The sequence below is a fragment of the Nocardioides sp. S5-5 genome (assembly GCF_054954065.1).
The window spans coordinates 3,849,168-3,873,013 of record NZ_CP199913.1; the positions used below are offsets into that span (position 1 = coordinate 3,849,168).

Consider the following 23,846-nt stretch of genomic DNA (forward strand, 5'->3'; position numbering starts at 1 on the left):
CGGACCTCACGGCGCGAGGTCGTCGGGCGCCACGACCCGCACCTCGACGTCGTTGGCCAGGTGGACCGGCCAGCGCTCGTCCAACGCGGCCAGCCCGCGCGCCCAGGCCAGGTCGCCCGCGGTGCGGGCGGATCCGCCCGGGCGCGCGTACAGGAACGCGCAGGACAGGTCGTGCTGCCGGGCCTCTTGCACCAGGATCCGGATGCTCTCGAACCCGCCTGGCTCGGGATCGAGTGGTGCCTCGGCCACCTCGAGCACATGCACCGGCCGGTCGTGGTCGAGGAGCAGGATGCACAGTCGTGGGGCGAGGAAGCCGAGGCGGCCCAGGAGCAGGTGCCAGGCGCGCTCCAGGGCCACCTGGTCGGCGACGGGCGGGAAGTCGTGTTCGATCATGGACCGAGCCTGCGTCAGATCGCGCCGGGGCGTCGGCGCTCATCCACAGGCCCTCCTCCGGGGCCGGATCAGCCGTAGTGGCAGACGTACCCCAGCGTCTCGAGGACCTCGATGTCGAACGACGAGTCGCCCGGCACGCTGAACGACTCCCCCGCGCGACACTCCCGCCACTCCTCCGTCCCCGCCAGCCGGATCCGGCAGCGACCGGCGTTGAGCTCCATCACCTCGGGCGCGGCGGTGCCGAAGGTCAGGCTGGCCGGGAAGATGACACCCGCCGACTTCCGGGTGCCGTCGGCGAGGTGGAAGGTGTGGCTGACGCAGGCGCCGTCGAAGTAGACGTTGGCCTGCGGGTCGAGGGTGACGTTCTCGTACGTCGGGTGCTCACTGGTCACGGCCGGAGCGTAGTGGCCCCTCAGCCCTTCGGCGCCCTGGGGCTTCTCTTGTACGCCGACACGGTCGGGTCCCCCTCCAGCCAGAACCGCCACGGGACGTCGGCCGCCTTGGACACGCCCACCCGCGGGCCGCAGCTGATCGGCTTGTGGGCGCGGACCTCCGGACCGAGGCGGACCCCGGTGTCGTCGTCCCCCCGCGGCGGCGCGAGGAGGTCGGTCCCGAGGTCGTCAAGGGTGATGCCGAGCGCCTGCGCGAGATTGCCCGGTCCCCTGGCCAGCTGCTGGTCGCGCTCGGGTGGTGTCTCCCCGCGCCGGAACCGAGCCAGCTCCACGCCGCCCGTCACTGCACCGGCCCGCAGCAGCACGGCCGCCCCGATCTCGGTGGGCCCGGTGACGACATTGGCGCAGAAGTGGATCCCGTAGGAGCGGTAGACGTACAGCCGGTACGCCGGGCCGTACATGATCGCCGAGCGCGGGGTGCGCGTGAAGGCGTGCGAGGCCGGGTCCTCGCACCCACCGTAGGCCTCCACCTCGGTGATCCGCACGGTGACCCCGTGGCCGGTGATGGTTCGGCCCAACAGGGCCCGCGCCCGTCGTACGACGTCGGCTCGGTCGGCTGCACTCACCGGACGACGATAGCCACCGCCAGCGCCGCTCCGGTCCAGGTCTCGTCGGCACTCACGTCGGCGAGGACGACCACCGACACTCGCGCTCGACCACGGCGTACGTCAGGCAGACCAGGGCGTCATGGTCGGCCACCGACCTGCGAACATCAGGGCCGTGGAGATCGAGGTCGTCGGCGCCGTCATCGTGCGGGACGGCCTCGTCCTGTGCGCCCAGCGCGGCCCGGGCGGCGAGGCCGGCGGGCTGTGGGAGTTCCCGGGCGGCAAGATCGAGCCCGAGGAGACGCCGCGGGCCGCGCTGGCCCGGGAGATCCACGAGGAGCTCGGCTGCGTCGTGGAGGTGGGCGAGCCGGTCACCACCACGCGGCACGCCGGGTCGTCGGTCGTGGTGGTGCTGTCGACGTACTGGTGCCGGGTGGTGTCCGGTACGCCGCTGCCCGTGGAGCACGCGGCCGTGCGGTGGCTGCCGGGCGACCGGCTCGGCGAGCTGGACTGGGCGCCGGCCGATGTACCGGCGGTCGAGTTGGTCGGGCGCGCGCTCGCCTGAGGTGCGGCCGGAACGCCCGACGCCCCGGCCCCTCCAAGGAGGAGCCAGGCCGTCGTACGGGCTCGCTTTACCGGCGGCGTGTACCTATTCGAGCGTGCGGTATTCGCGGGCGCCACCTCGCGTCAAAGGCCGATCACGCGGACGTCATGCCCCTCTGTCAGCAGTCGGAGGTCCTCCGGATCCGCAGTCAGAACGACGGACGGCGCCCTCGCGATCGCCACGGCAGCGACGATCGCGTCGATCGTCAGGTCGCGCTTCTTTCGCCGGGCGCGCCCGGCCCGCTCACGGAGCTCGCCAGCCCGTGCGGCAAGGTCAAGGGAGATTGGTTCGGGAATCAGACGCTTCAGCACCCGGTAGACGCCCGCGTCCGTCGGCCTGCCGGTGATGATCTCGGCCGCGACGACAGCCGGAACGATCACTCTCTGACCGTTGTCACGCGCCGCCGCCAGGCGCTGACCAAGATCCCGATCATGACGACTCGCCCGAGCCAGACCTTCGGAGTCGAGGATGACGACGCGAAGAGTCCTCCCGCTCACCGCATCTCGTCCGCGTATCGCGCCACAGCCTCACGATCGAACGGTCCGCTCGTTGCCTCCATCTCGGCGACCAGGGCGGTGAGATCATCGAGTTCGAGTTGACGTCGCAGAGCGTCTGCGACGTACGCCGAGACCTTCCCGCGCGGGGCATGCCGACGCACGGCCTCAAGAACATCCGACGGGATGGTCCAGGACGCCTTCTCAAAGGTGGGCTCTGCGGACATACCGCAATCCTACCGACAACCCGATCCACTCGGTAGGGCTGGATTCGTCGAAGGCGGCCACCCTTCCGGATGGCCGCCCTCGTCCGCATCGTCGGCTATGTCGCTCAGAATCAGCTGCAGCCGGAGGTGCTGCCGCAGCCCTCACACACGTAGCAGGAGCCGGCGGGGCGCATCTTCGTGCCGCAGGTCAGGCACAGCGGCGAGTCGACGGCGTGGCCGGTGATCTGCTCGAGGAGCTCGGCGGTGGTCTTGGCGACCTTGACCTCGGGGACCCCGGCGAGGAGGTCCTCGTCGGCGACCTCGACGACCTCGGCCTCGACCGGGGCGGCCTTGGCGTGGGTGGTCTCGACGAGCTCGGAGGCGTTGCCGGTCTCCTCGACGGGCTCGTAGGAGCCGGTCTCGAGGTGACGCTGGCGCTCGTCGGCGGAGTAGATACCGAGGGCGGAGCGCTCGTCGAAGGACAGGTAGTCCAGCGCCAGGCGGCGGAAGACGTAGTCCATGATCGACTGGGCCATCCGGACGTCGGGGTCGTCGGTGAGGCCGGCAGGCTCGAAGCGCAGGTTGGTGAACTTCGAGACGTAGGTCTCGAGCGGGACGCCGTACTGCAGGCCGATGGAGACCGCGATCGAGAAGGCGTCCATCACGCCGGCCAGGGTCGAGCCCTGCTTGCCGAGCTTGAGGAAGATCTCACCGAGAGTGTTGTCGTCGTGGGCACCCGAGGTCATGTAGCCCTCGGCGCCGGCCACCGTGAAAGAGGTGGTGCGGGCCTGGCGGGACTTCGGGAGGCGCTTGCGGGTCGGTGCGTAGACGACCTTCTCGACGACCTTCTCGACGACCTTGGCGCCCGCGTCGGCCGCCTCGGCGGCGTCCTTCTTGGCCTTGCCGCCACCGTCGGCCAGCGGCTGGCCGACCTTGCAGTTGTCGCGGTAGATCGCGGTGGCCTTGAGGCCGAGCTTCCACGACTCGAGGTAGATCTGCTCGATGTCCTCGACGGACGCCGACTCGGGCAGGTTGACCGTCTTGGAGATGGCGCCGGAGAGGAACGGCTGGCAGGCCGCCATCATCAACACGTGGCCCATCGGCTTGAGCGAGCGCTCGCCCATGGCGGTGTCGAAGATCTCGTAGTGCTCGGGCTTGAGGCCGGGGGCGTCGACGACGTGGCCGTGCTCGCCGATGTAGGCGACGATCGCCTCGATCTTCTCCTCGTCATAGCCGAGCTTCTTCAGCGCCCGCGGAATGGTCTGGTTGACGATCTGAAGCGAGCCGCCGCCGACCAGCTTCTTGAACTTCACCAGCGAGAAGTCGGGCTCGATGCCGGTGGTGTCGCAGTCCATCATGAAGCCGATGGTGCCGGTGGGCGCGAGGACCGAGGCCTGCGCGTTGCGGAAGCCGTTGGCCTTGCCGAGGTCGACGACCTTCGCCCACTCCTCGGTGGCCAGCTTGTGGACCTCCGCATCGGCGATGTGCAGGGTCCGCACGTCGTCGTTGGCGGCCTGGTGCTTGCGCATGACGCGCTGGTGCGCCTCGGCATTGCGCGCGTAGCCGTTGTAGGGGCCCACGATCGCGGCGAGCTCGGCCGAGCGGCGGTACGACGTGCCGGTCATCAGCGAGGTCACGGTCGCCGCCATCGCGCGACCGCCCTCGGAGTCGTAGCCGAGGCCCATCGCCATCAGCAGGGCGCCGAGGTTGGCGTAGCCGATGCCGAGCTGGCGGTAGTCGCGGGTGGTCTCGCCGATCGGCTCGGTCGGGAAGTCGGCGAAGCAGATCGAGATGTCCATCGCGGTGATGATCAGCTCGACGGCCTGGGCGAACAGACCGGCGTCGAAGGTGTCGTCCTCGCGCAGGAACTTGAGCAGGTTGAGCGAGGCCAGGTTGCACGAGGAGTTGTCGAGCGACATGTACTCCGAGCACGGGTTGGACGCGGTGATCCGGCCGGTCTCGGGGTTGGTGTGCCAGTCGTTGATCGTGTCGTCGTACTGCAGGCCCGGGTCGGCGCAGGCCCACGCGGCCTCGCTGATCTTGCGGAACAGGCTGCGGGCATCGACGGTCTCGATGACCTCGCCGGTCATCCGGGCCCGCAGGCCGAACTCGGTGCCGTTCTCGACGGCGCGCATGAACTCGTCGTTGACACGCACCGAGTTGTTGGCGTTCTGATACTGGACCGAGGTGATGTCCTTGCCGCCGAGGTCCATGTCGTAGCCGGCGTCGCGCAGGGCGCGGATCTTGTCCTCCTCGCGCCACTTGGTCTCGACGAACTCCTCGATGTCGGGGTGGTCGACGTCGAGGACGACCATCTTGGCCGCGCGACGCGTGGCGCCGCCGGACTTGATGGTGCCGGCCGAGGCGTCGGCGCCGCGCATGAAGGAGACCGGGCCCGAGGCAGTGCCGCCGCTGCTGAGGAGCTCCTTGGAGGAGCGGATCCGGGAGAGGTTCAGGCCGGCACCGGAGCCGCCCTTGAAGATGAAGCCCTCCTCCTTGTACCAGTTGAGGATCGAGTCCATCGAGTCGTCGACCGAGAGGATGAAGCACGCCGAGACCTGCTGCGGAGCGGTCGTGCCGACGTTGAACCAGACCGGGGAGTTGAAGGAGAAGTACTGGTGGGCCAGCAGCCAGGTCAGCTCGTGCTCGAAGACCTCCGCGTCCGCCGCACTCGCGAAGTAGCCGTGCTCCCGCCCCGCCTTGACGTAGGTCGACACGACTCGGTCGATGAGCTGCTTGAGGCCACGCTCCCGCTCGGGCGTGCCGACCGCGCCGCGGAAGTACTTGGTGGTGACGATCGTGGAGGCGTTGAGCGACCAGAAGTCGGGGAACTCGACCCCGAGCTGCTCGAAGACGGTCTCGCCGGTCCTCCAGTTGGTCTGGACGACGTCGCGCCGCTCCCAGGTGATCTCATCGTACGGATGCACACCCTCGGTGCTGAAGACCCGCTGGATCTTCAGCCCGTTCTCCGGGTAGCTGGCCGTCTCGCTGGGCGTCTGGCTGCGGGCCGTCTCGGTCATGGCTCTCCTGGTCTCCTGTGTCGGCGTGTTCGGCGGTGGCGTCGGCGGTGCGGCAGGAACGGCGAGGGCTCCTGCTCGAAACGGGGAAGATGGTGGCCCGGCAGGCAGCTTCCCCACTACCTGCCGGGCGTTCGTGGTCAGCCCGTCGCGGCGGGCTGGGCTCCCTCGGACTGCAGCTGGCGCTCGGCCCGCATCAGGGAGATCTCGTTCTCGAAGTCGGCGGCCGAGTCGAAGCCGCGGTAGACGGAGGCGAAGCGGAGATAGGCGACCTCGTCGAGACGACGCAGCGGCGAGAGGATCGCCAGGCCCACCTCGTGGGCGGCGATCTCGGGGCTGCCGGCCAGCCGCAGCTGGTCCTCGACCTCCTGGCCCAGCCGGGCCAGGTCGTCCTCGTCCACCGGGCGACCCTTGCAGGCCTTGCGGACGCCGGCGACGGCCTTCACGCGAGTGAACGGCTCGGTCGCACCGGAGCGCTTGAGCACGGTCAGCTGCATGGCCTCGACGGTCGTGAACCGCTTCTCACAGCTCGGCGACTGGCATACCCGGCGGCGCCGGATCGAGCAGCCGTCGTCGGAGACGCGGGAGTCGAGGACCTTGGTGTCGTGGTGCTTGCAGTACGGACAGTGCATGGGTCCCCTCCTTCCCGAGGATACGAGCTGTGGACAAGCCCCACCCTGTGGAGAAGTGGGAGCTTTCTGTGTGTTTCCGCTCTGGTCCTGTGGGTGACGAGGGGTCGTTCTGTGGACTAGATGTGGAGAACTACACCGTTGTAACTACTAGATGTAGTGGTAACCGTACGCCTCGGCCACCAGCGATGCAAGCGCGGGTCGACACGAGTTCGGCGCCCGCCCGGTCCCGTCCGCGTTTGCGCAGGTCACCCCGCCCAAAGGCGCTCGGAAGGCAGTGCTCCGACCGGCGTTTCGCAGCCGCTCGAGCACCCCGACCCCCACCAGGCGAGCCGGCCCCGGCGCGGACCCGAGAAGCCCCGCGGGCGGGTTGGCCGAGCATTCCATCCACCCATCGGCAACAATGACCGCCGTGACGGGTGGCAAGCGGGCTGGCGATCGGGCGAAGGCGACATTCCGCCCCGCCCTGCTGCTCATCGCCGCGGGCGCGACCGCCTCGATCGTGGCCTGGGGATACCTCGTCGTCGCCGCCATCGACTTCGGCGCAACCGGGCGCCACGACGGCAAGACCAGCGCCTGGGTGCTCATGACGGTCGCCTCGCTGGGCGCGATGCTCTGCCTCTTCCTCACCTTCATGCTGGCCATCCGCCTGTCCCGCGCGCTCGGCATGTCGCACCATCACGAGCCCCGCCCCAAGCGGGACCCGGGCACCCCCAAGGGCGGCAAGCGCGCGGCGCGCTGAGCACCACCCGCCTCCTCCGAAGACGCGCGAAGGGCGGGATCCGGTTCGGTCGGATCCCGCCCCCCGTCTTCCCCAATCTCCACTGGGGTCGAGGCAGTGGAGAAGTCATGGTCGGGCCGCGCAGCCGCCCGATCGGCTCAGCGCGTGGGGACGCGCAACTCCTGGCCGACGTAGACGAGGCTGCCGTCGAGGGTGTTGAGCTGCTGGATCGTCTGCATCATGTCGCGCACGTCGTCGCCCGAGGTCGCCGCGGCGTCGCTGGCGATGTCCCACAGCGTGTCGCCGGGGGCCACGGTCACCAGCTCGACCGCCGGCGCGCCACCGCCGACGCGGGTCGCCGCCGAGCCCGCGGCCAGCCAGACCGCCGCGAGGGTGACGACCGCGAGGGCCAGCAGGAAGACGACCGCGCGGCCACGCCGGGTCAGCCGGACTCGGCCACGCGCGGCGGGCCGCGCAGCAGGGCGAGCGGCGGGCGTCGTACGGCGGGCCTGAGTGACGCGGGGTGCGACGGTGATGGTGCTCATGATGACCTCCGGGGGAAGTGGACGGGTCCTGTTGTATCCAGGGGGTCCGACGGAAGGTGTTCGATCAGGCGTTCGATCGAACATGTGTACGAGACTAGATCAGGTGTTCGAAGATTTCCAGCACCTGTTCGAAAGTTCGTTCGACCGGCGTGTCGCGACACGCGGTTCGAACAGATGTTTGAACCAGCGGGCGGGTTCGGTTAGCGTCGTCACACGGGCCCGGTCGATCCGGGCCGCACACCCCGACCCGATCTGGAGGGCGATCCATGGCTGAGCGCAAGGGCACTGAGCGCAAGGGCGGCGGGCAGGCGAGCAGCGTCACCGAGCTGCCCGACGGCCCTGCCGACGCGACCGGGCTGACCCCGCGCCAGCAGCGGGTTCTGGCCCACATCAAAGACAGCATCGAGAAGCGGGGCTACCCGCCGAGCATGCGCGAGATCGGCCAGGCGGTCGGCCTCACCAGCACCTCCAGCGTCGCCCACCAGCTGCGCACCCTCGAGGAGAAGGGCTTCCTCAAGCGCGACCCCAACCGGCCTCGCGCGCTCGAGGTGTTCCTGCCCGAGGTGATGGCGGCCCGCCGCGCGATGGGGACGGCCGAGGAGACGACGTACGACGAGACCGGGATCGGCGACGCCGCCCCGGTGCCGGCCAACGTCCCGGTCGTCGGCCGGATCGCGGCCGGTGGGCCGATCCTCGCCGAGGAGCGCGTCGAGGACATCTTCCCGCTGCCACGCCAGCTCGTCGGCGACGGCCAGCTGTTCCTGCTCGAGGTCAGCGGCGAGTCGATGATCGAGGCCGCGATCTGCGACGGCGACTACGTCGTGATCCGGCAGCAGCCCACCGCCGAGAACGGCGAGATCGTCGCCGCGATGATCGACGGCGAGGCGACGGTCAAGACCCTCCAGCGCAAGGGCGGCCAGATCTGGCTGCTCCCCCACAACCCCGCGTTCGAACCGATCGACGGCACCAACGCCACCATCCTCGGCAAGGTGACGGCGGTGCTGCGGCGGGTGTGACGCCCTGTGCCGGGCCGGTGACATAGGGTCGGACCGTCCTGTCGCCCTACCTTAGGCCGGTCCTGATGCCTCGTCGCAGCCACTTCCCCTTCCTCGGGCTGCCCCTTCCGTTCCTCAGCGCACTGGTCGCCGTCCTGATGACGGTGTCCCTCGTCGGCCCCCCCGCGCGGGCCGACGGCACCGATCCGGCCGCCCCGGTCGACCCGGTCGACCCGGCAGGCGCCGACGTCGCGGTCGACATCGACGACACCGTCGCCCAGGAGACGGCCGAGCAGGCGCTCGCGACCGTGCAGGACATCGTGGAGACGGCGCCGACCGGCACGCCGGACGCGGGCGCCGATCTCACGATGGCGCTGCGCGACCTCGCGATCACCCGCGACGACCTGCCGACGAGCCTGCAGGACGACGCCGCCCGGCTGCTCGCGCGTCCCGGCGCCGGCCACCGCCCGCCCCCGGGCTACCCGTCGGACGGCATCGAGTGCAAGCCGGGGTCCGGGCTGCCCTGCTACACGACGAGCGAGGCATCGGCGGCGTGCAACTCCGCCATCTGCGTCCACCGGGTCGCCACCACCGCTGACGCCGCCTCGCTGGCATGGGCCAACGACGTGCTCGGCGTCATGACCCACGTCCGCCAGCGCTACATCGACGCGGGCTACCGCACCCCCCTCAACGACGGCGACGGCATCTTCGACGTCTACCTCGCCGACCTCGGCGCCCGCGGCCTGTACGGCTACTGCACCACCGACAGCCGGGTCTCGGCCCACACCGGCGCGGCGGCGTACTGCGTGCTCGACAACAACTACGCCGAGTTCGGCCCGGTCCCGGGTCCGCTGGGCAACCTGCAGGTGACGGCCGCCCACGAGTACTTCCACGCGGTGCAGTTCGCCTACGACGTGCTCGAGGAGGGCTGGCTGCTCGAGGCGACCGCCACCTGGGCCGAGGACGAGATCTACGACGACGTCAACGACAACCGCCAGTACCTCAAGGGCGGTCCGCTCGGTCAGCCGGCGCAGCCGATGGACCACCGCCAGGGCCTGGCGCCGTACGGCGCGTGGATCTTCTTCAAGTACCTCAGCGAGCGCTTCCCCGCCGCAGCCGGCGGCATGCCGGTCATCGTGCGCGACATCTGGGACCTGGCGGCCGGCCCGGCCACCGCGCGGCAGGCGATCAACGCCGCGCTCGCGGCCCGCGGCACCGACCTGCGCACCCAGTTCGGGTGGTTCACCGCGGCCAATCGCCGACCGGCGCAGAACTACTCCGAGGGCGCCTTCTACCCGCGGGCCAAGCTATGGCGCGGCTCGAAGCTGTCGTCCTCGCGCCGCTCGGCCTCCGGCTCGGTCGAGCTGCGGCACCTCGCGTCGCGGACCATCCGGTTCAAGTCGAAGGTCCGCGGCAAGGCCCACCTGCGGGTCCACGTCAACGGCCCGGCACGCAAGAAGGGCGGGTACGTCCTGGTCACCATCAAGAAGAAGGGCCAGGCGCCGGCCACCAAGCTGGTCAAGGTCAACCGCAAGGGCGACAAGACCAAGCGCTACAAGTTCGGCACGTCGGTGAAGTGGGTCGAGATCACCTTCGCCAACGCCGGCAAGAAGGACGCGAAGGCATCGGTCAGCGCGCGGGTGGTGCGCTGACCCGGCGCAAACTGATCATTCCCGCCCGCCGACCCGGCGCAGACGAACACCCGAAGGTTCGACTTGCGCCGGGTCGGCGTCGTTGCGAGTTCAGTTCGCGCCGGGTCGGCGACTGAGGCGGCCCAGGGCCTGGCGCACGACCGACGGGTCGTAGGTCGTCCACATCGGCGGCAGGCTGGCCTTGAGGAAGGAGCCGTAACGCGCGGTCGCGAGCCGGGGATCGAGTACGGCGACCACGCCGCGGTCGCTGGTGGTGCGGATCAGGCGCCCGGCACCCTGCGCGAGCAGCAGCGCGGCATGGGTGGCGGCGACCTGCATGAACCCGTTGCCGCCGGCCTGGTCGGCGGCCTTCTGGCGCGCGCTCATCAGCGGGTCGTCGGGGCGCGGGAACGGGATCCGGTCGATGACCACCAGCTGGCAGGTGTCGCCGGGGACGTCGAGGCCCTGCCACAGGCCGAGCGTGCCGAACAGGCAGGTGTGGGGGTCCTCGACGAACTGGCGGGCCAGCTCGGGCAGCTGTGCCTCGCCCTGGGCGAGGGTGGTGAGGTGGGGCAGTGCCTTGCGGACGTGCTCCGCGGCGGCCTCCGCGGCCCGTCGGCTGGAGAACAGCCCGAGGGTGCGGCCGTCAGCCTGGTCGACCAGCTCGGTGATCTCGTCGAGCTGGGCCGGGCCGAGGCCGTCCCGGCCGGGCGGCGGCAGGTGGCGGGCGACGTAGAGGATGCCCTGCTTGGCGTAGTCGAACGGGCTGCCGACGTCGAGCCCGCGCCACGGCTGGGCGTCGTCGGGCCACTCCGCTCGCGGGTCTCGTGACGGTCGCTGCGCGACCTCCTCGACCACCGGGTGCTCGACTCGCTCCGAGGGCTTGAGACCGACCGAGCCGGCGACGGTGCCGAAGTCGCCGCCGAGCATGAGCGTGGCCGAGGTGAGCACCACGGTGTTGTCGGAGAGCAGCTTGTCGCGCATCTGGGCCCAGACCTGGAGCGGCGCGATGCACAGCAGCGGCGGGATCCGGTCGGTGCCCTCGGTGCGCCACAGCACGTCGGCCTCGGAGTTGGCGGCCATCCGCTCGGCGGTGGCGAAGACCTCCTGGACCATGCCCTTGGCCTGGGTCATCGCGGCGTCGGGCTCGCTGCCGGACTCCGCCCTCGGGAAGGCTCCCACGCAGGCGCGCGCGGCATCGCGGACCAGCACGAGCGCGTCGGCGAGCGCCTCGGGGACCTGCTCGAACCGGCCCGCCGGAGCGTCGCTGACCGCGGTCCGCAGCGCGTCGGCGGCGTCGGCGAGGTCCTCGGCCTCCTCCCCCTCGACGTGGCGGATGCTGCGCCGGGCGGCCCGCTCGACCTCGGCGGCCCACAGCTCGTCGGTGGCGGCCTGGGTGACCCGCGCGGCGAGCTCGTGGGCCTCGTCGATCACCACGGCGTCGTACTCCGGGATCATCGGGATCCCCTCGATCGCGTCGATGGCGAGCAGCGAGTGATTGGTGACGATGAGGTGGGACTTCTGCGCCTTCTCCTTCGCACGCTCGGCGAAGCACTCCTCGCCGAACGGGCACTTGCTCGCGCCCACGCACTCGCGGGCGGTGACGCTGATCTGGCGCCACTCCTTGTCGGTGTGGCGCGGGGCGTCGTCGCGCTCCCCCGTCTTGCGGCCCTCGGCGGCCTTCTCGGCCCACGAGCGCAGTGCAAGGACCTTGCGCCCCATCGCGCCCATCGCGTCCTCGGCCTGGATCAGCTCGCCCTGGTCATCGGGGGCGCCCTCGCGGACCCGGTGGAGGCAGGCGTAGTTGGAACGTCCCTTGAGCACGGCGTACGACGCGTCGACGCCCGGCACCGTGCCGACCGCCTTCACCAGCCGAGGCAGGTCGCGCTCGACGAGCTGGTGCTGCAGCGCGAGGGTGGCGGTGGCGATGACCACCCGCTGGTCGTGGAGCAGCGCGGGGACGAGGTAGCCGAGGGACTTGCCGGTGCCGGTGCCGGCCTGGACGAGGAGGTGCTCCTTGTCGGCGAACGCGTCCGCGACGGCCTCGGCCATCGCGACCTGGCCGTCGCGCTGCTGGCCGCCCAGCGCCGCCACCGCCATCGCGAGCAGGTCGCGGACCGGGGAGGTGCGGTCGGCAGCGGTGGTGGTCACCGGGAAACCCTAGAGGGTGGCTCCGACCTTCCGGCGCGCCCCTCCACAGCTCATGCGCAGGAGCTCGCGCGCCCGATCCGGTCAGTCACGCCGGGATCATCCGTCGCACCGGACGATCCGGGGCCGGGCTCAGACCGCGTAGGCAGCCAGGTCGCCCGCGAGCGCCTCGGTGGCCCGGCCGGTGACCCGGGTGCCGTCGGCGGTGTGCTCGAGGGTGCCGATCTCACCGTCCTTGTGGATCCGGTCGATGAGGTCGCCGCGGGCGTAGGGCACCAGCGCGGTGAACTCGACGCGCGGACGCGGCAGCTCGGCCTCGACGGCGGCGATCGCGGCGGCGATCCCCTCGCCGGTGCGCGCGGAGACCGCCACCGAGTGGGGCTCGCGGCGCAGCACCCGGTCGACGACGACCGGGTCGGCGGCGTCGACCTTGTTGACCACGACCAGCTCGGGGACACCGGTCGCGCCGATCTCGGCGAGCACCTCGCGCACCGCGGCCAGCTGGCCCTCCGGGTCGGGGTGCGCGCCGTCGACGACGTGGACGATCAAGTCGGCGTCGGCGACCTCCTCCAGGGTCGAGCGGAACGCCTCGACCAGCTGGTGCGGGAGGTGGCGGACGAAGCCGACCGTGTCGCTCATCGTGTAGACGCGCCCGTCGGCGGTCGAGGTGCGCCGGGTGGTCGGGTCGAGGGTCGCGAACAGCGCGTCCTCGACGAGCACCCCGGCGCCGGTGAGCCGGTTGAGCAGCGACGACTTGCCGGCGTTGGTGTAGCCGGCGATCGCGACCGACGGGATCTCGTTGCGCCGGCGCTCCTGGCGCTTGGTGTCGCGGGTGCCCTTCATGACCTTGAGGTCACGACGCAGCTTGGCGATCTTGTCGTTGATCCGGCGCCGGTCGGTCTCGATCTTGGTCTCACCGGGGCCACGACCACCGATGCCGCCGCCGTCGGCACCCACGCGGCCACCGGCCTGGCGGGAGAGGTTGCCACCCCAACCGCGCAGGCGCTGCTTCATGTAGCTCAGCTGGGCCAGCTCGACCTGGGCCTGGCCCTCCTTGGACTTCGCGTGCTGGGCGAAGATGTCGAGGATCAGCGCGGTCCGGTCGACGACCTTGACCTTGACCCGGTCCTCCAGGTTGCGCAGCTGGGACGGCGCGAGCTCGCCGTCGCAGATCACGGTGTCGGCGCCCGTGGCCTGCACGATCTCGCGCAGGGCGTCGACCTTGCCGCGCCCGATGTACGTCGCCGGGTCGGGTGAGGAGCGGCGCTGGTAGATCGCGTCGAGCACCTCCGAGCCCGCGGTCTCGGCGAGCAGCGCGAGCTCGGCCATCGCGTTCTCGATCTCCGAGATCGCCCCGCCGGTCCACACGCCGACCAGGACCACGCGCTCCAGGCGGAGCTGGCGGTACTCGACCTCGGTGATGTCCTCGAGCTCGGTGCGCAGACCCGCGACCCGGCGCAGCTCGTGGCGCTCGACCAGGTCGAGGTCACCGGTGGTCAGGTCGGGGTCGGGCTCGTCGGCGTACCCGGACTCGACGTCGTCGAATTCGGCGTCGGGGTCGTCCCAGCCCTCGGTGGCTCGCAGGGCGGCGGCGAGGGTGAAGTCTTCAGCACGGTTCGTCATAGGCGTATCCAGGGTAACGACGGACGCGCCGAGATGCTTCCCGATTACCGTGGACCGCGGGTGAGCGGCTCCGGCTCGAGCGCCCGCTCCCACAGCACGCTGCCCGCCCCGTCGTACAGCCGCACGGTGAGGACGCCGGAGGCCGCCAGGTCGAGCTGGCCGAAGTACTGGTTGGTGGGCTGGGGCGCGACGTCGAGCCTGCCGACCTCGGCCTCGCCCTGCGAGAAGACGACCTCGGGGCCGAAGGTCCGGTCGAGCTCGTCGTCCTTGAGCCAGAACGGCGAGGAGGCGACCGGGCCGGAGATGAACTCCCAGAACGGGTCGAAGTCGGTGAAGGCCGCCCGGTCGGGTGTGTAGCGGTAGGCGGCGGTGTAGTGGACGTCGCCGGTGAGCCAGATGACGTTGCGGATCCGGTGCCGCTTGATCGCCGAGAGGATCCGGGCCAGCTCGGGCTCGCGACCGAGCGGGCGGCCGCCGTCCTTGTTGGCGTAGCCGTCGAGGTCGGTGACCCGGTTGGTGGGCGCCGACAGGGGCATGTCGGCGCAGATCGCCTTCCAGGTGGCGCGCGAGGAGCGCAGGCTGCGGATCAGCCACTCCTCCTGGTCCGAGCCGAGGAGCCCGGCCGGGGTGCGGGCGGCGACGACGGCGGGATCGGTGTCGGGGTTGGGTCCGCGCCAGCTGCGCATGTCGAGGCAGAACAGGTCGAGGTGCTGGCCGCGCGGGACCCTGCGGTAGAGCCGCTGTGCGACGAACCCGTCGCCGCCGGGCGCGACCAGGCGCCTGACCGGGACCGGCTGGTACTCCTGCCAGGCGCGCCGCCCGCGGATCGCGAGCACGTCGGCTCGGCGCTCGCCGTACCGCTCGTCGTCGATGACCTCGCCGGGCCACCAGTTGTTGCAGGTCTCGTGGTCGTCCCACATCGAGACGGTGGGGACGGCGGCGTGGAAGGCCCGGACGTTGTCGTCGCGCAGCGGGTACCGGTGCCGTCCGCGCAGCTGCTCGAGCGTCTCGGAGACGACCATGACGTCCTCGGTGAGCTCGTTGCGCCAGGTGGTGCCGTCGGACAGCAGCACCGTCTCGTCCATCGGCTCGTCGGCGTAGATCGTGTCGCCGACGTGGACGAACAGGTCCGGGCGCAGCCCCAGCATCGTGCGGTACGTCGTGAGCCCGCCGCGCGCGCGGTCGATCCCCCAGCCCTGGCCGCAGGTGTCGCCTGACCACACGATCGACTGCGCCGCGGCGTGGACCGGCGCGGTGGCGAAGCCGAGGCGCTGCGGTGCGCTGCGCTCGCCGTCGGGGCTCTCGAACCACACCTCGGCGTCGTACGTCCGCCCGGGCGCGAGGTCGGTGAGGTGGACCCGCGCGGTGAAGTCGGTGCGCTCACCGGTCCAGGGCCCGCGGACCAGCCGGCGGTGCCGGCCGTTGCTGTGGAGGCGGACCATCAGCCGACTGGGCCGGATTCCGCGCGACCAGATCACCGCGGAGCCGGTGGTGACCTCGCCGCTGCGGACGCCGGAGGTCAGGTCGCGCCGGCGCTCGACGAAGGCCGGTGAGCGGCCGAGCATGCCGAGGGCGGGGATCGAGGCACCGGACAGGCCGGCCACGATCGTCGTACGGCGGCCGACGCGGAGGTCGCCCAGGCGGTCGGTGAGACGGGTCTGGTCGTCGCCGAGCAGCGTCACGTCGGGTCAGGCAACCGCCTCGCGACGACGGGGTCTTGAGCAGGACACTGCGCGTCGGTGAACACCGCAGGGACACCGTGGGACCGAACACGCCCGCGGCCATAGCGATCCGCCGGGCTCGGTCGTTGCGGTGGTGTGCATGCCGTACGGCCGGGAGGCGAGAGCAGGGCGTTCGTGCTGATCGCCATCGCCTCCGTCATCCTCGTCGTCGCCAGCTTCCTGTTCCTGCGCCCCGAGTCGCCGAAGAGCGCCATCGCCCCCGGCTCACGGGCCCACGACGACCGGACCGTGCCGACCCAGGTGCCTTCTCCGGAGGAGCCGAGCCCGGCTGCGACCGTGTCCGCCGGCGACGGGACCGGGATGTTCGGCGGGCACACGGGCGGGTTGGGCACGGCGCCGGGGCTGGCGGGCGACGGCCGGTCCGGGCAGGCCCCGAAGCACACGCTGACCGTGCGGATGTCCACGACCGGCCAGCTCGGAACGGTGGCCTGGATCATCCCGACCAGCGTCGAGAGCCACGAGGGCACCACGGTGGTCGACGGCGGCACCTGGTCGCTGACCACCACGGTCTACGGCAACCCGGCCTACGCGGTGGTGTTCGCCCAGCAGGGGCGAGTCGACCAGCCGGTGACCTGCACGATCGAAGTGGACGGCCGGGTCACCGAGCGGCGTACGACGCCGGGCGCCTACAGCGCGATGTGGTGCAAGGGCTGAGCTCGGATTCACCGATGTCAGGCTGAGCCCCCGCGCCCCACCGCCGCGGACTACTTCGGGGGCATCCTGATGCCACCGTCGACGCGGACCACCTCGCCGTTCATGTACGAGTTGGTCAGGCACTCGATGACCATGCTGGCCAGCTCGGCGCCCGTGCCGAGGCGCTTCGGGAAGAGCACGTTCTGCCCGAGGTTGGCCTTGAACGCCTCCGCCGCCTCGCCCTCGCCGTAGATCGGGGTGTCGATCAGGCCGGGCGCGACGGTGTTGAGGCGGATGCCGGAGGCCGCGAGGTCGCGGGCGACCGGGAGGGTCATGCCGACGACGCCGCCCTTCGAGGCGGAGTACGACGCCTGGCCGATCTGGCCGTCGAAGGCCGCCACGCTGGCGAGGTTGACGATCGCGCCGCGGCAGCCGTCCTCGTCGGGCTCGTTCTGGCTCATCACGGTCGCGGCCTGGCGGACCATGTCGAAGGTGCCGATCAGGTTGATCGCGACGACCTTGGTGAAGGCCTCGAGCGAGTGGGCCGACTCGAGCTGGCCGTCGCGGCCGATGGTGCGCTGCGCCCAGCCGATGCCGGCCGAGTTGACGACGGCCCGCAGCGGCGCGATCTCGGCGGCGGCCTTGACCGCGCCGGCGATCTGCTCGGTGTCGGTGACGTCGACCTGGGCGAAGACGCCGTTGATCTCGGCGGCGAGGGCCTCGCCCTTGTCGGCCTGGAGGTCGGCGACGACGACGGTGGCGCCCTGGGCGGCGAGCGCGCGGGCGGCGGCCGCGCCGATGCCCGAGGCGCCGCCGGTGACGATGGCGGAGGATCCGGTGAGTTCCATGGTCGCGAGCATAGGACCAGGGCTCGACCGTGACACCGTCGGTGTCACCGTCACAGATCAGTGACGCCCTCGGCGACCACGACCGCGGGGCCGGTCATCAGGATCCGGTCGTCGGCGGTCCAGGTGATCCGCAGGGTGCCGCCCGGCAGGTCGACCCGGTACGGCTCGTCGCGGGCAGCGCCGTCGGCCAGCGACGTGGCGACCATGACCGCGCAGGCGCCGGTGCCGCAGGACCGGGTCTCGCCGGAGCCGCGCTCGTGGACCCGCATCGCGACGTGGCCCGTCGCGCGGCGTACGACGAACTCGACGTTGACGCCCGCCGGGTAGACCGCCGGGTCGTGGCGGGGCGGCTCCGTCAACGGGCCCACGTCGGCGAGGTCGGCTCCGTCACCCAGGAACGCGACGGCGTGGGGGTTGCCCATGTCGACGTGGAGAGCCGGCCACTCGCGCTCTCCGACCGCGACCGTCGTCTCCTCGAGGACCTTCGCGATGCCCATGTCGACGGTGATCTCGCCGTCGGCGGCACCACCGGCGAAGGTCAGCACCTTGACCCCGGCTCGGGTCGCGACCGGGACCGGCCGCGCCGGATCGGCGAGGCCCGCCAGCGCGAGGTGGCGGCCGAAGACGCGCACACCGTTGCCGCACATCTCCGAGATCGAGCCGTCGGCGTTGCGGTAGTCCATGAACCACTCCGCCCCGCCGTCGCGCACCGCCTGTCCGGCGCCGGCCGCGCCGATCGCCTCGGTCCGGATGACCCGGAGGACCCCGTCACCGCCGATGCCGGCGCGGCGGTCGCACAGCGCGCGGACGCGCGCGGCGCTCAGCTCGCCGTGGACGGTGCCGTCGGGGTCGGGCAGCAGAACGAAGTCGTTCTCGGTGCCGTGGCCCTTGAGGAAGGGGTACACGCCGTCAAGGGTAGTGGGCCGCGGGTGGGTTCCTCGAGGTCAGCGGCAGCGCTTGACGCCGCTCACGTCGATCCAGCCGGTGAAGGCGGGCTTGTCGGAGCGCTTCCGGATCCGGACCTGGACCAGCACCGGGGTCTTGCTGCCGGACATGAAGTTGCTGAGGCGGACCACCCCGCCTCGCCGCCACGGGGAGGACTTGCCGGGGAAGGTGCTCCACATGCCCTGCGTCTGGAACTGGATGCGGACGCGGCCGCGCACCCAGTGCTTGGCCTTGCGGGCGTCCAGACGCAGCTCCAGACCCCAGTTGGCGCCGATGGGGTGCTGGCAGATCTGGATCTTCGCGCCGGCCCGCTTGTGCACCGTGGTCCAGCCCCGCTGCGCGCTCGCGGCGGCGCCCGCGGGCTCGACGGCGGCGGGCACCACCACCAGGAGCAGAGCGGCGACCAGACCGGCGATCGTCGTACGACGCATGGAAACCTCCGAGAGTTCGATGATGTGGCGCTCAGCCGTAGAGCCGCTCCGCGTAGCCCGGGCCGTAGTGGGCGTCGAGCGTCTCGAGACTATCGCCCGGGCGCTCCAGTCGCTGGGCGAGCACCGCCCGGCGCGGCACCCGCGCCTCCGGATCCCAGGTCTCGGGCTGCCACAGTCGGGACCGCAAGAAGGCCTTGGCGCAGTGGAGGAAGACGGTCTCGACGTCGACCACGACGGCCTGCAGCGGGCGGTGGTCCTTGACGACCATCGCGTCGAAGAACGGCGCCTCGCTGATCAGCCGGGCGCGGCCGTTGATCCGCAACGTGTCGCCGCGGTGGGCACGCCGAGCAGGGCGGTGAGGGCGGCGGCGTCGGTGATCTCGGTCCAGCTCACCCGTCCACGGTGGGCCGGTCCACGGTGGGCCGGTCCTCGCGAAGCGGGCCGTCGAGGGTGTAGCGCGCGGTGACGAACGCCCCGTTGCGGGCGGTCTCCTCCAGCCGAAGGTCGAGGCGGCGCGGCAGCAGCGGCCGGCCGGCGCCGAGTACGACCGGCGCGATCGACACGATCACGCTGTCGAGCAGCCCGGCGTCGGCGAACTGGCCCGCGAGGTCGCCGCCGCCGACCAGCCACACGTCCCGCTCCCCCGCGGCGGCCCGCAGGTCGTCGTGGAGGACGGTGACCTCGCCCGAGGCGAAGCGGACGTCCGCGCCCTCGGGGACGGGCAGGTCGCGGGTGGTCAGCACCCAGGTGGGCTGGGTGTACGACCAGGGCTCGCCGGACTCGGCGAGGTGGGTGTGGACCCACTCGTAGGTGGTCGAGCCCATGACCAGCGCACCGATGGTGGCGATGAAGTCCCCGTAGTTCTGGGGTCCTGACTCGTCGAGGTCCTGGCGCAGCAGCCAGGCGAGCGAGTCGTCGGGGTCGGCGAGGAAGCCGTCGAGAGTGGTGGCGGTGTAGTAGACGGTGCTCACCGGTCCTCCCCGAGCTCGCGGCGCAGCCAGTTGATCGGGTCGCCGTCGTCGGCGTCGACCCCGGCGGCGCGCAGCCAGACCCGGGTGAGCTGGCGGCGGTACGCCGAGAAGGTCAGCACGTGCGCCACGATGCTGCTCAGCACGAAGGACTCCGGCGGCTCGCAGAGCGCGTCGACGATCCGGTCGTCCCAGGCCCCGCGCCGGTCGACATCGCGGACCGCGGCCAGCCACCGGGCGGCCACGGCGTCGTGCCGCTCCAGCAGCCGGGCCGGGCTCGGCGACCGATCGACCTCCGGGAAGTCGGTGCCCTCGACCGCCGCCAGCCAGACCTCCTTGGCGAAGACGGTCCGCTCCAGCACGGCCGCGAGCGACTCCTCGGGTCCCTCCCAGGACGCCACCTGGTGGCCGGGGCCGCGGACCTCGCGCCAGGCGGCGTCGGTCAGCCCCTTGGCGTGCTCGATCAGCTCGCGGGTGTCGTCGAGGTCGTGGCGGACCAGCTGGTCGGTGACCGGACTCATCGTCTGCTCCCCTGCATGGACCCACAGGCTCGTGGGCGGGTGGAAGTGGATGCCGTTGGCGGCGGGCAGCCAGACGCTGCCCACACCATCACCGGCCTCGCTCGGCGGATGCCCGTAGGCCCGGGCGAACGCACGACTGAACCCCTCCAGGGACTCGTAGCCCGCCTCCCACGCAGCCTCCGTGACGTTGCCGCCCTGCCGGAGCCGCCAGGCGGCGCGCTCGAGCATCACCCGGCGCCGCATCGCCACCGGCGCCTCCCCCGCGTCGCGGGAGAGCACCCGGCTGAAGTGGTACGGCGACGCGAACGCCCCGCCCGCCATGTCACCCAGGGTGCGGTTGTCCTCGTCGAGGACCGCGTCGAGGAGCTCGCGGAGGCGGTCACGGCCGGTCATGGGTCCAGTGTGCTCGGCGCCCGCCCGGGCGCGCTTGACCGTTCTTGCTCGGGTCTTGACCAGGTCCTGCTCAGGCGGCGCCGAGCAGCACCACCGTGACCTTCACCGGCCGCTTGCCGGCGTTGCGCACGGTGACGAACCTGTGCTTACTCCGCTTGGCGACGACGTAGCGTGTCGTGGTGCGGCCCTTGGCGACCCGGAATGCCGGGGCACCGGCCACCTTGATCCTGGTGGCCTTGGCCGGGCGGGTCACCGTGACGGCGATCAGCACGCGCTTGACCTTCTTCGCGACGCCCGCCGTGGCCTTGACCTTCAGCGTCTTGTGCCTGCCGACCTTCGCCGCCTTCAGCCTCCGCCCGGCCGCGGTGCCGGCGCAGGTCGTGACCGTGCCCAGGACGCCGGTGGTGTCGACCGTCGTACCGGAGTAGATCGGCACCTGCCCGGCGGGCTGGACGCAGTCGAAGGTGCCGATGATCTGCTTGCCGGTGAGCACCGTGCGCCGCTGACCGGACGCCGGCTGGTCGGCGGTGCGCAGCACGCCGCCGATCCGGACCGGATGGCCCTCGGTCACCAGCCTCTTGCCGGCGGCCACGGCGAGCACCCCGTGACTGCGCAGGTCCGTCCAGGTGATCCTCGGATCGGCACCCGCGCCCGGTCCGACCTGCAGCGTGCCCGAGCTGGTCAGCGTGGCGGGCTGAAGACAGCAGTCCCCCTGCCCCCAGGTGGATCCGGGCGCCAGGCGCAACGTCCCGCTCACCGTCGTGGTGGTGCCCGCCTGCGCGACGAAGGTGGTCCCGGCCGCCAGTTCGGCGGAGCCCGTGATCCGCAGGACGCCGTGATAGCCGGCGAGCCCCGGATCCCGGACCTCCAGCCGTGACGGCGCGGCACCGGCCAGGATCAGCGTGGTCTCCGTCCCGATGGTGAGGTCGCCGTAGACGTGCGCGGCGTCGTTCCCCGGGTTCGCCGGGGCGGAGAGCTCGACGGTGCCCGCTCCCGAGAAGCCGCCGACGCCGGTGAGCAGGGCCCCGGTCCCGAAGTGCAGCCGCGTGCCGTCCGCCAGCCGGCCGACGCCCTCCATCAGCACGCCTCCCGGCACGGCCGCGGTGTCCGGATGAGCGTCGATCGCCGCGGTCTCGGTGAGGTCGACGGTCCCACCGCCGGTGTAGCGTGCGCCGGCGCCCAGTCGGGTCGGGCCGATCGTCGAGACGAGGGTGGCCCCGGCGGCGACGTGGGTGGCACCCCGCAGAGTCAGCTCGACCGCCTTGAGGGTGGTGGCACCGCCGCTGAGGTCGACGGTGCCGTCGATCACCACCTTGGCCGGGTCGTTGCAGCAGCCGGTGCCGCTGACCAGATTGGTGCCACGGGCCTGCAGGGTGCCGGCGGAGGCGACCCGGATGCCGTCGTTGTCGCCGGCGTAGTCCGGGTAGAGGTCGAGTCCGCGGTCGGGGTCCTCCCCGATGTCGTCGAGCAGCAGGGTGCCGGTGACGGTGATGCTGCCGTGCAGGGACGGCGTGGATCCGGTCACCAGTGCCTTCAGCTCCCCCGCGCCGACCCGCCCCGAGCCCGCCACGGTGACCGGGACCGCGAGGTCGCCCCCGGTCCAGGTGAAGGAGCCGGTCGCCGTCAGCCGCCCGGCGCCCTTGACGTAGAGGTTGTACGCGGTCTCCTCGATGCTCAGCTCGCGGACCACCACGTCACTGGTCACCTGGACGCTGGTGGTGCCGATGCTGCTGCTGATCCGCACCGTGTCGTCGGGACCGGGCACCTGCTGGGGAGACCAGTTCTGCGCCACGCCCCACTGGTCGCTCACCGAGCCGGTCCACGTGTACGTGGTCGCCGCCCACCCGGCCGGGGCCGGCAGCACCACGCCCAGCGCCGCGAGCACTGCCAGCACCACCGCTGCGCCACTCGCCCGAAGTGTGTTCCTCATCGCCGTTCCTCTCGGTTGACCCGCCTCGCGCGGGTGGTCACAGTGGCCGGGGCGGCGCCGTCGCGGACGCCGGTGATCCGGACCTTGAGGCGCTTGTTCCGATCCGCCCTGCGGATCCGGTACGTCGCGCGGGTCGCGTGCTTGATGGGGCGTCCGTTGCGCAGCCACTGGTAGCGAAGCCCGGTCGCCGTCGGGGAGAAGCCCTTGCGCAGCCTCTTCCGCGCCAGCGCAGGCCTGAGCCGCTTGCCGACCGCGGCCGTTCCCTTGAGCTTGGGATGCTTGGCCTTGGTCCAGCGCAACGGCTGCGCCACCGCGCTCAGCGGCGCGCTGCTCCAGTGGGGCTGGGAGGCGTCGGTGAGCACGGTCACCGGGTCGCAGTCGCCGATGGCCGGCACCACGATCTTCGTGGTCCACACCGCTGCCTGCCGTTCGGCGAAGACGACGCTGCTGCCGTCGGGCGAGAAGCTCGGCGCCGAGATCGTCATCTGCGCCATCGCCGGGTCGAAGGGCGGCGGGGTCGTGGCGGGATAGGCACAGCCGGCTCCGGGTGGCGGCGGCAGGGCCGCGGTACCGACGTCGGTGGCCGAGAGCACCAGGAGGTAGGCGAACCGGCCCCGCGGGCCGTCCTCGACGCGCGAGGTCGCGAACCGGACGCCCTGGCGATCGACCGCGGGGAAGTAGTTCAGCGTGTCGGTGTCCTGGCAGCCGTCCTGGTAGGACAGACAGGAGGCGAACCACTCCGTCGCCGACGGCTCCGACGGCCGATGCAGCAGGACGCGGTTGAGCGCCGTGGCCTGGATGACCGCGCGTCCGGAGCCGGTCCACGAGGCGAACTCACCGTCCGGCACGTGATGACTGCCCGCGAGACTCTTCCCGGTGAGCGCGTCGGCGTACTCGACATCGTGCTGGAAGAAGGTGTGGCACGGCGTGGAGGAGCAGTCGTTGGCGGCGTACAGGGTCTCGTAGGCCAGCACCCTGCCGTCGGGCGAGACGCTGGCGAAGCCGGGGCCGGCGGAGACGACCGGCAGGCTGAACCGGGCGAGCACGTCGCCCTGCTGGCTCAGCCGTACGACCTGGGCACCGGCTCCGCTTCCGCGCAGGGCGTAGACGTGGCCGGCGTCGTCCTGGGTCGGTGTGCGGTACGGCGCGCCGGCGGTGCCGTCCGCCGTCAACGGACGGGCACCGGTCCCGTCGGGGCGCGCGATCCACACATTGCCGCCGCGGATGAAGACCAGCGATCCGGACCGGTCCGCGACCGACGTCCGCGCGGCCGGCCCCGGGGTGAGCGGGACTGCCTCGACATCGGCCGTGCCCGACCCCGCCAGTGCCAGCGCGGTCACCAGCAGGACGGGGCCTCGACGCGATCGCAGGATCCGCCTGGTCAGGTGCAACTGCCTCACGAGCCCTCCTTTGCCTAACATTGTTCGCAATC

Annotated in this window: 24 protein-coding genes; 5 read left to right on the plus strand and 19 right to left on the minus strand. The window is 71.7% G+C overall.

Annotation, left to right across the window (positions count from 1 at the left end):
• Nucleotides 1-6: 6 nt before the first annotated feature.
• The 3 genes from ACUP6Y_RS18540 to ACUP6Y_RS18550 form a co-directional block, all read right to left on the minus strand.
• A complete protein-coding gene (locus ACUP6Y_RS18540; protein WP_462552325.1) occupies nt 7-393 on the minus strand; it encodes a hypothetical protein in 387 nt (128 codons plus the stop codon).
• 68 nt (nt 394-461) lie between these two features.
• Nucleotides 462-785: a pyrimidine/purine nucleoside phosphorylase gene (gene ppnP, locus ACUP6Y_RS18545; protein ID WP_462552326.1), complete on the minus strand. Its 324-nt coding sequence runs from the start codon at nt 783-785 to the stop codon at nt 462-464.
• A gap of 20 nt (nt 786-805) precedes the next feature.
• Complete coding sequence (locus ACUP6Y_RS18550; protein ID WP_462552327.1) at nt 806-1,411, minus strand: DNA-3-methyladenine glycosylase; 606 nt, start codon at nt 1,409-1,411, stop codon at nt 806-808.
• 154 nt (nt 1,412-1,565) lie between these two features.
• On the opposite strand from ACUP6Y_RS18550, the gene ACUP6Y_RS18555 reads away from it, so the two are divergent.
• On the plus strand, nt 1,566-1,955 hold the full coding sequence (locus ACUP6Y_RS18555) for a (deoxy)nucleoside triphosphate pyrophosphohydrolase (RefSeq protein WP_462552328.1): 390 nt from the start codon (nt 1,566-1,568) through the stop codon (nt 1,953-1,955).
• 122 nt (nt 1,956-2,077) lie between these two features.
• On the opposite strand, the gene ACUP6Y_RS18560 is transcribed toward ACUP6Y_RS18555, so the two are convergent.
• The 4 genes from ACUP6Y_RS18560 to nrdR all read right to left on the minus strand — a co-directional run bounded on the left by ACUP6Y_RS18560 (nt 2,078) and on the right by nrdR (nt 6,343).
• A complete protein-coding gene (locus ACUP6Y_RS18560; RefSeq protein ID WP_462552329.1) occupies nt 2,078-2,491 on the minus strand; it encodes a PIN domain-containing protein in 414 nt (137 codons plus the stop codon).
• On the minus strand, nt 2,488-2,715 hold the full coding sequence (locus ACUP6Y_RS18565; RefSeq protein ID WP_462552330.1) for a hypothetical protein: 228 nt from the start codon (nt 2,713-2,715) through the stop codon (nt 2,488-2,490). The genes ACUP6Y_RS18560 and ACUP6Y_RS18565 overlap by 4 nt, the downstream gene beginning before the upstream one ends.
• 110 nt (nt 2,716-2,825) lie before the next feature.
• The gene (locus ACUP6Y_RS18570; protein ID WP_462552331.1) at nt 2,826-5,714 is read right to left on the minus strand and encodes a vitamin B12-dependent ribonucleotide reductase; all 2,889 of its coding nucleotides are present in this window, start codon (nt 5,712-5,714) and stop codon (nt 2,826-2,828) included.
• A gap of 137 nt (nt 5,715-5,851) precedes the next feature.
• Complete coding sequence (gene nrdR, locus ACUP6Y_RS18575; protein WP_462552332.1) at nt 5,852-6,343, minus strand: transcriptional regulator NrdR; 492 nt, start codon at nt 6,341-6,343, stop codon at nt 5,852-5,854.
• 409 nt (nt 6,344-6,752) lie between these two features.
• On the opposite strand from nrdR, the gene ACUP6Y_RS18580 reads away from it, so the two are divergent.
• Nucleotides 6,753-7,082 (plus strand): hypothetical protein, encoded by a 330-nt coding sequence (locus tag ACUP6Y_RS18580; RefSeq protein WP_462552333.1) that lies wholly within the window; start codon nt 6,753-6,755, stop codon nt 7,080-7,082.
• 137 nt (nt 7,083-7,219) lie between these two features.
• On the opposite strand, the gene ACUP6Y_RS18585 is transcribed toward ACUP6Y_RS18580, so the two are convergent.
• Complete coding sequence (locus tag ACUP6Y_RS18585) at nt 7,220-7,606, minus strand: LysM peptidoglycan-binding domain-containing protein (RefSeq protein ID WP_462552334.1); 387 nt, start codon at nt 7,604-7,606, stop codon at nt 7,220-7,222.
• A gap of 266 nt (nt 7,607-7,872) precedes the next feature.
• Between ACUP6Y_RS18585 and lexA the strand changes: the two genes are divergently transcribed.
• Both lexA and ACUP6Y_RS18595 read left to right on the plus strand, forming a co-directional pair.
• Nucleotides 7,873-8,622: a transcriptional repressor LexA gene (gene lexA, locus ACUP6Y_RS18590; RefSeq protein ID WP_462552335.1), complete on the plus strand. Its 750-nt coding sequence runs from the start codon at nt 7,873-7,875 to the stop codon at nt 8,620-8,622.
• A gap of 65 nt (nt 8,623-8,687) precedes the next feature.
• Complete coding sequence (locus ACUP6Y_RS18595; protein WP_462552336.1) at nt 8,688-10,253, plus strand: MXAN_6640 family putative metalloprotease; 1,566 nt, start codon at nt 8,688-8,690, stop codon at nt 10,251-10,253.
• Nucleotides 10,254-10,343: 90 nt separating this feature from the next.
• Here the strand turns inward: ACUP6Y_RS18595 and ACUP6Y_RS18600 are convergent, their stop codons facing one another.
• The 3 genes from ACUP6Y_RS18600 to ACUP6Y_RS18610 form a co-directional block, all read right to left on the minus strand.
• Complete coding sequence (locus tag ACUP6Y_RS18600) at nt 10,344-12,332, minus strand: ATP-dependent DNA helicase (RefSeq protein ID WP_462556762.1); 1,989 nt, start codon at nt 12,330-12,332, stop codon at nt 10,344-10,346.
• Nucleotides 12,333-12,512: 180 nt separating this feature from the next.
• Nucleotides 12,513-14,003, minus strand: a complete 1,491-nt coding sequence (hflX, locus tag ACUP6Y_RS18605) for a GTPase HflX (RefSeq protein WP_462552337.1) — start codon at nt 14,001-14,003, stop codon at nt 12,513-12,515.
• 44 nt (nt 14,004-14,047) lie between these two features.
• The gene (locus ACUP6Y_RS18610) at nt 14,048-15,685 is read right to left on the minus strand and encodes an alkaline phosphatase D family protein (protein ID WP_462552338.1); all 1,638 of its coding nucleotides are present in this window, start codon (nt 15,683-15,685) and stop codon (nt 14,048-14,050) included.
• 174 nt (nt 15,686-15,859) lie between these two features.
• Here ACUP6Y_RS18610 and ACUP6Y_RS18615 point away from each other — a divergent pair, with 174 nt between their 5' ends.
• Nucleotides 15,860-16,399, plus strand: a complete 540-nt coding sequence (locus tag ACUP6Y_RS18615; RefSeq protein WP_462552339.1) for a hypothetical protein — start codon at nt 15,860-15,862, stop codon at nt 16,397-16,399.
• Nucleotides 16,400-16,449: 50 nt separating this feature from the next.
• On the opposite strand, the gene ACUP6Y_RS18620 is transcribed toward ACUP6Y_RS18615, so the two are convergent.
• The 8 genes from ACUP6Y_RS18620 to ACUP6Y_RS18655 all read right to left on the minus strand — a co-directional run bounded on the left by ACUP6Y_RS18620 (nt 16,450) and on the right by ACUP6Y_RS18655 (nt 23,814).
• The gene (locus tag ACUP6Y_RS18620; protein WP_462552340.1) at nt 16,450-17,226 is read right to left on the minus strand and encodes an SDR family NAD(P)-dependent oxidoreductase; all 777 of its coding nucleotides are present in this window, start codon (nt 17,224-17,226) and stop codon (nt 16,450-16,452) included.
• A gap of 50 nt (nt 17,227-17,276) precedes the next feature.
• A complete protein-coding gene (gene dapF, locus ACUP6Y_RS18625; RefSeq protein WP_462552341.1) occupies nt 17,277-18,131 on the minus strand; it encodes a diaminopimelate epimerase in 855 nt (284 codons plus the stop codon).
• A gap of 39 nt (nt 18,132-18,170) precedes the next feature.
• A complete protein-coding gene (locus tag ACUP6Y_RS18630; RefSeq protein ID WP_462552342.1) occupies nt 18,171-18,602 on the minus strand; it encodes a hypothetical protein in 432 nt (143 codons plus the stop codon).
• A gap of 31 nt (nt 18,603-18,633) precedes the next feature.
• On the minus strand, nt 18,634-18,924 hold the full coding sequence (locus ACUP6Y_RS18635) for a PNPOx family protein (RefSeq protein WP_462552343.1): 291 nt from the start codon (nt 18,922-18,924) through the stop codon (nt 18,634-18,636).
• Nucleotides 18,925-18,991: 67 nt separating this feature from the next.
• On the minus strand, nt 18,992-19,573 hold the full coding sequence (locus ACUP6Y_RS18640) for a dihydrofolate reductase family protein (RefSeq protein ID WP_462552344.1): 582 nt from the start codon (nt 19,571-19,573) through the stop codon (nt 18,992-18,994).
• The gene (locus ACUP6Y_RS18645) at nt 19,570-20,484 is read right to left on the minus strand and encodes a helix-turn-helix domain-containing protein (protein WP_462552345.1); all 915 of its coding nucleotides are present in this window, start codon (nt 20,482-20,484) and stop codon (nt 19,570-19,572) included. Before ACUP6Y_RS18645 ends, ACUP6Y_RS18640 begins: the two co-directional genes overlap by 4 nt.
• Nucleotides 20,485-20,554: 70 nt before the next feature.
• Nucleotides 20,555-22,414, minus strand: coding sequence for a hypothetical protein (locus tag ACUP6Y_RS18650; RefSeq protein ID WP_462552346.1), 1,860 nt, complete (start codon nt 22,412-22,414; stop codon nt 20,555-20,557).
• Nucleotides 22,411-23,814: a TolB-like translocation protein gene (locus ACUP6Y_RS18655; protein WP_462552347.1), complete on the minus strand. Its 1,404-nt coding sequence runs from the start codon at nt 23,812-23,814 to the stop codon at nt 22,411-22,413. The genes ACUP6Y_RS18650 and ACUP6Y_RS18655 overlap by 4 nt, the downstream gene beginning before the upstream one ends.
• Between the last annotated feature and the right edge of the window lie 32 nt (nt 23,815-23,846).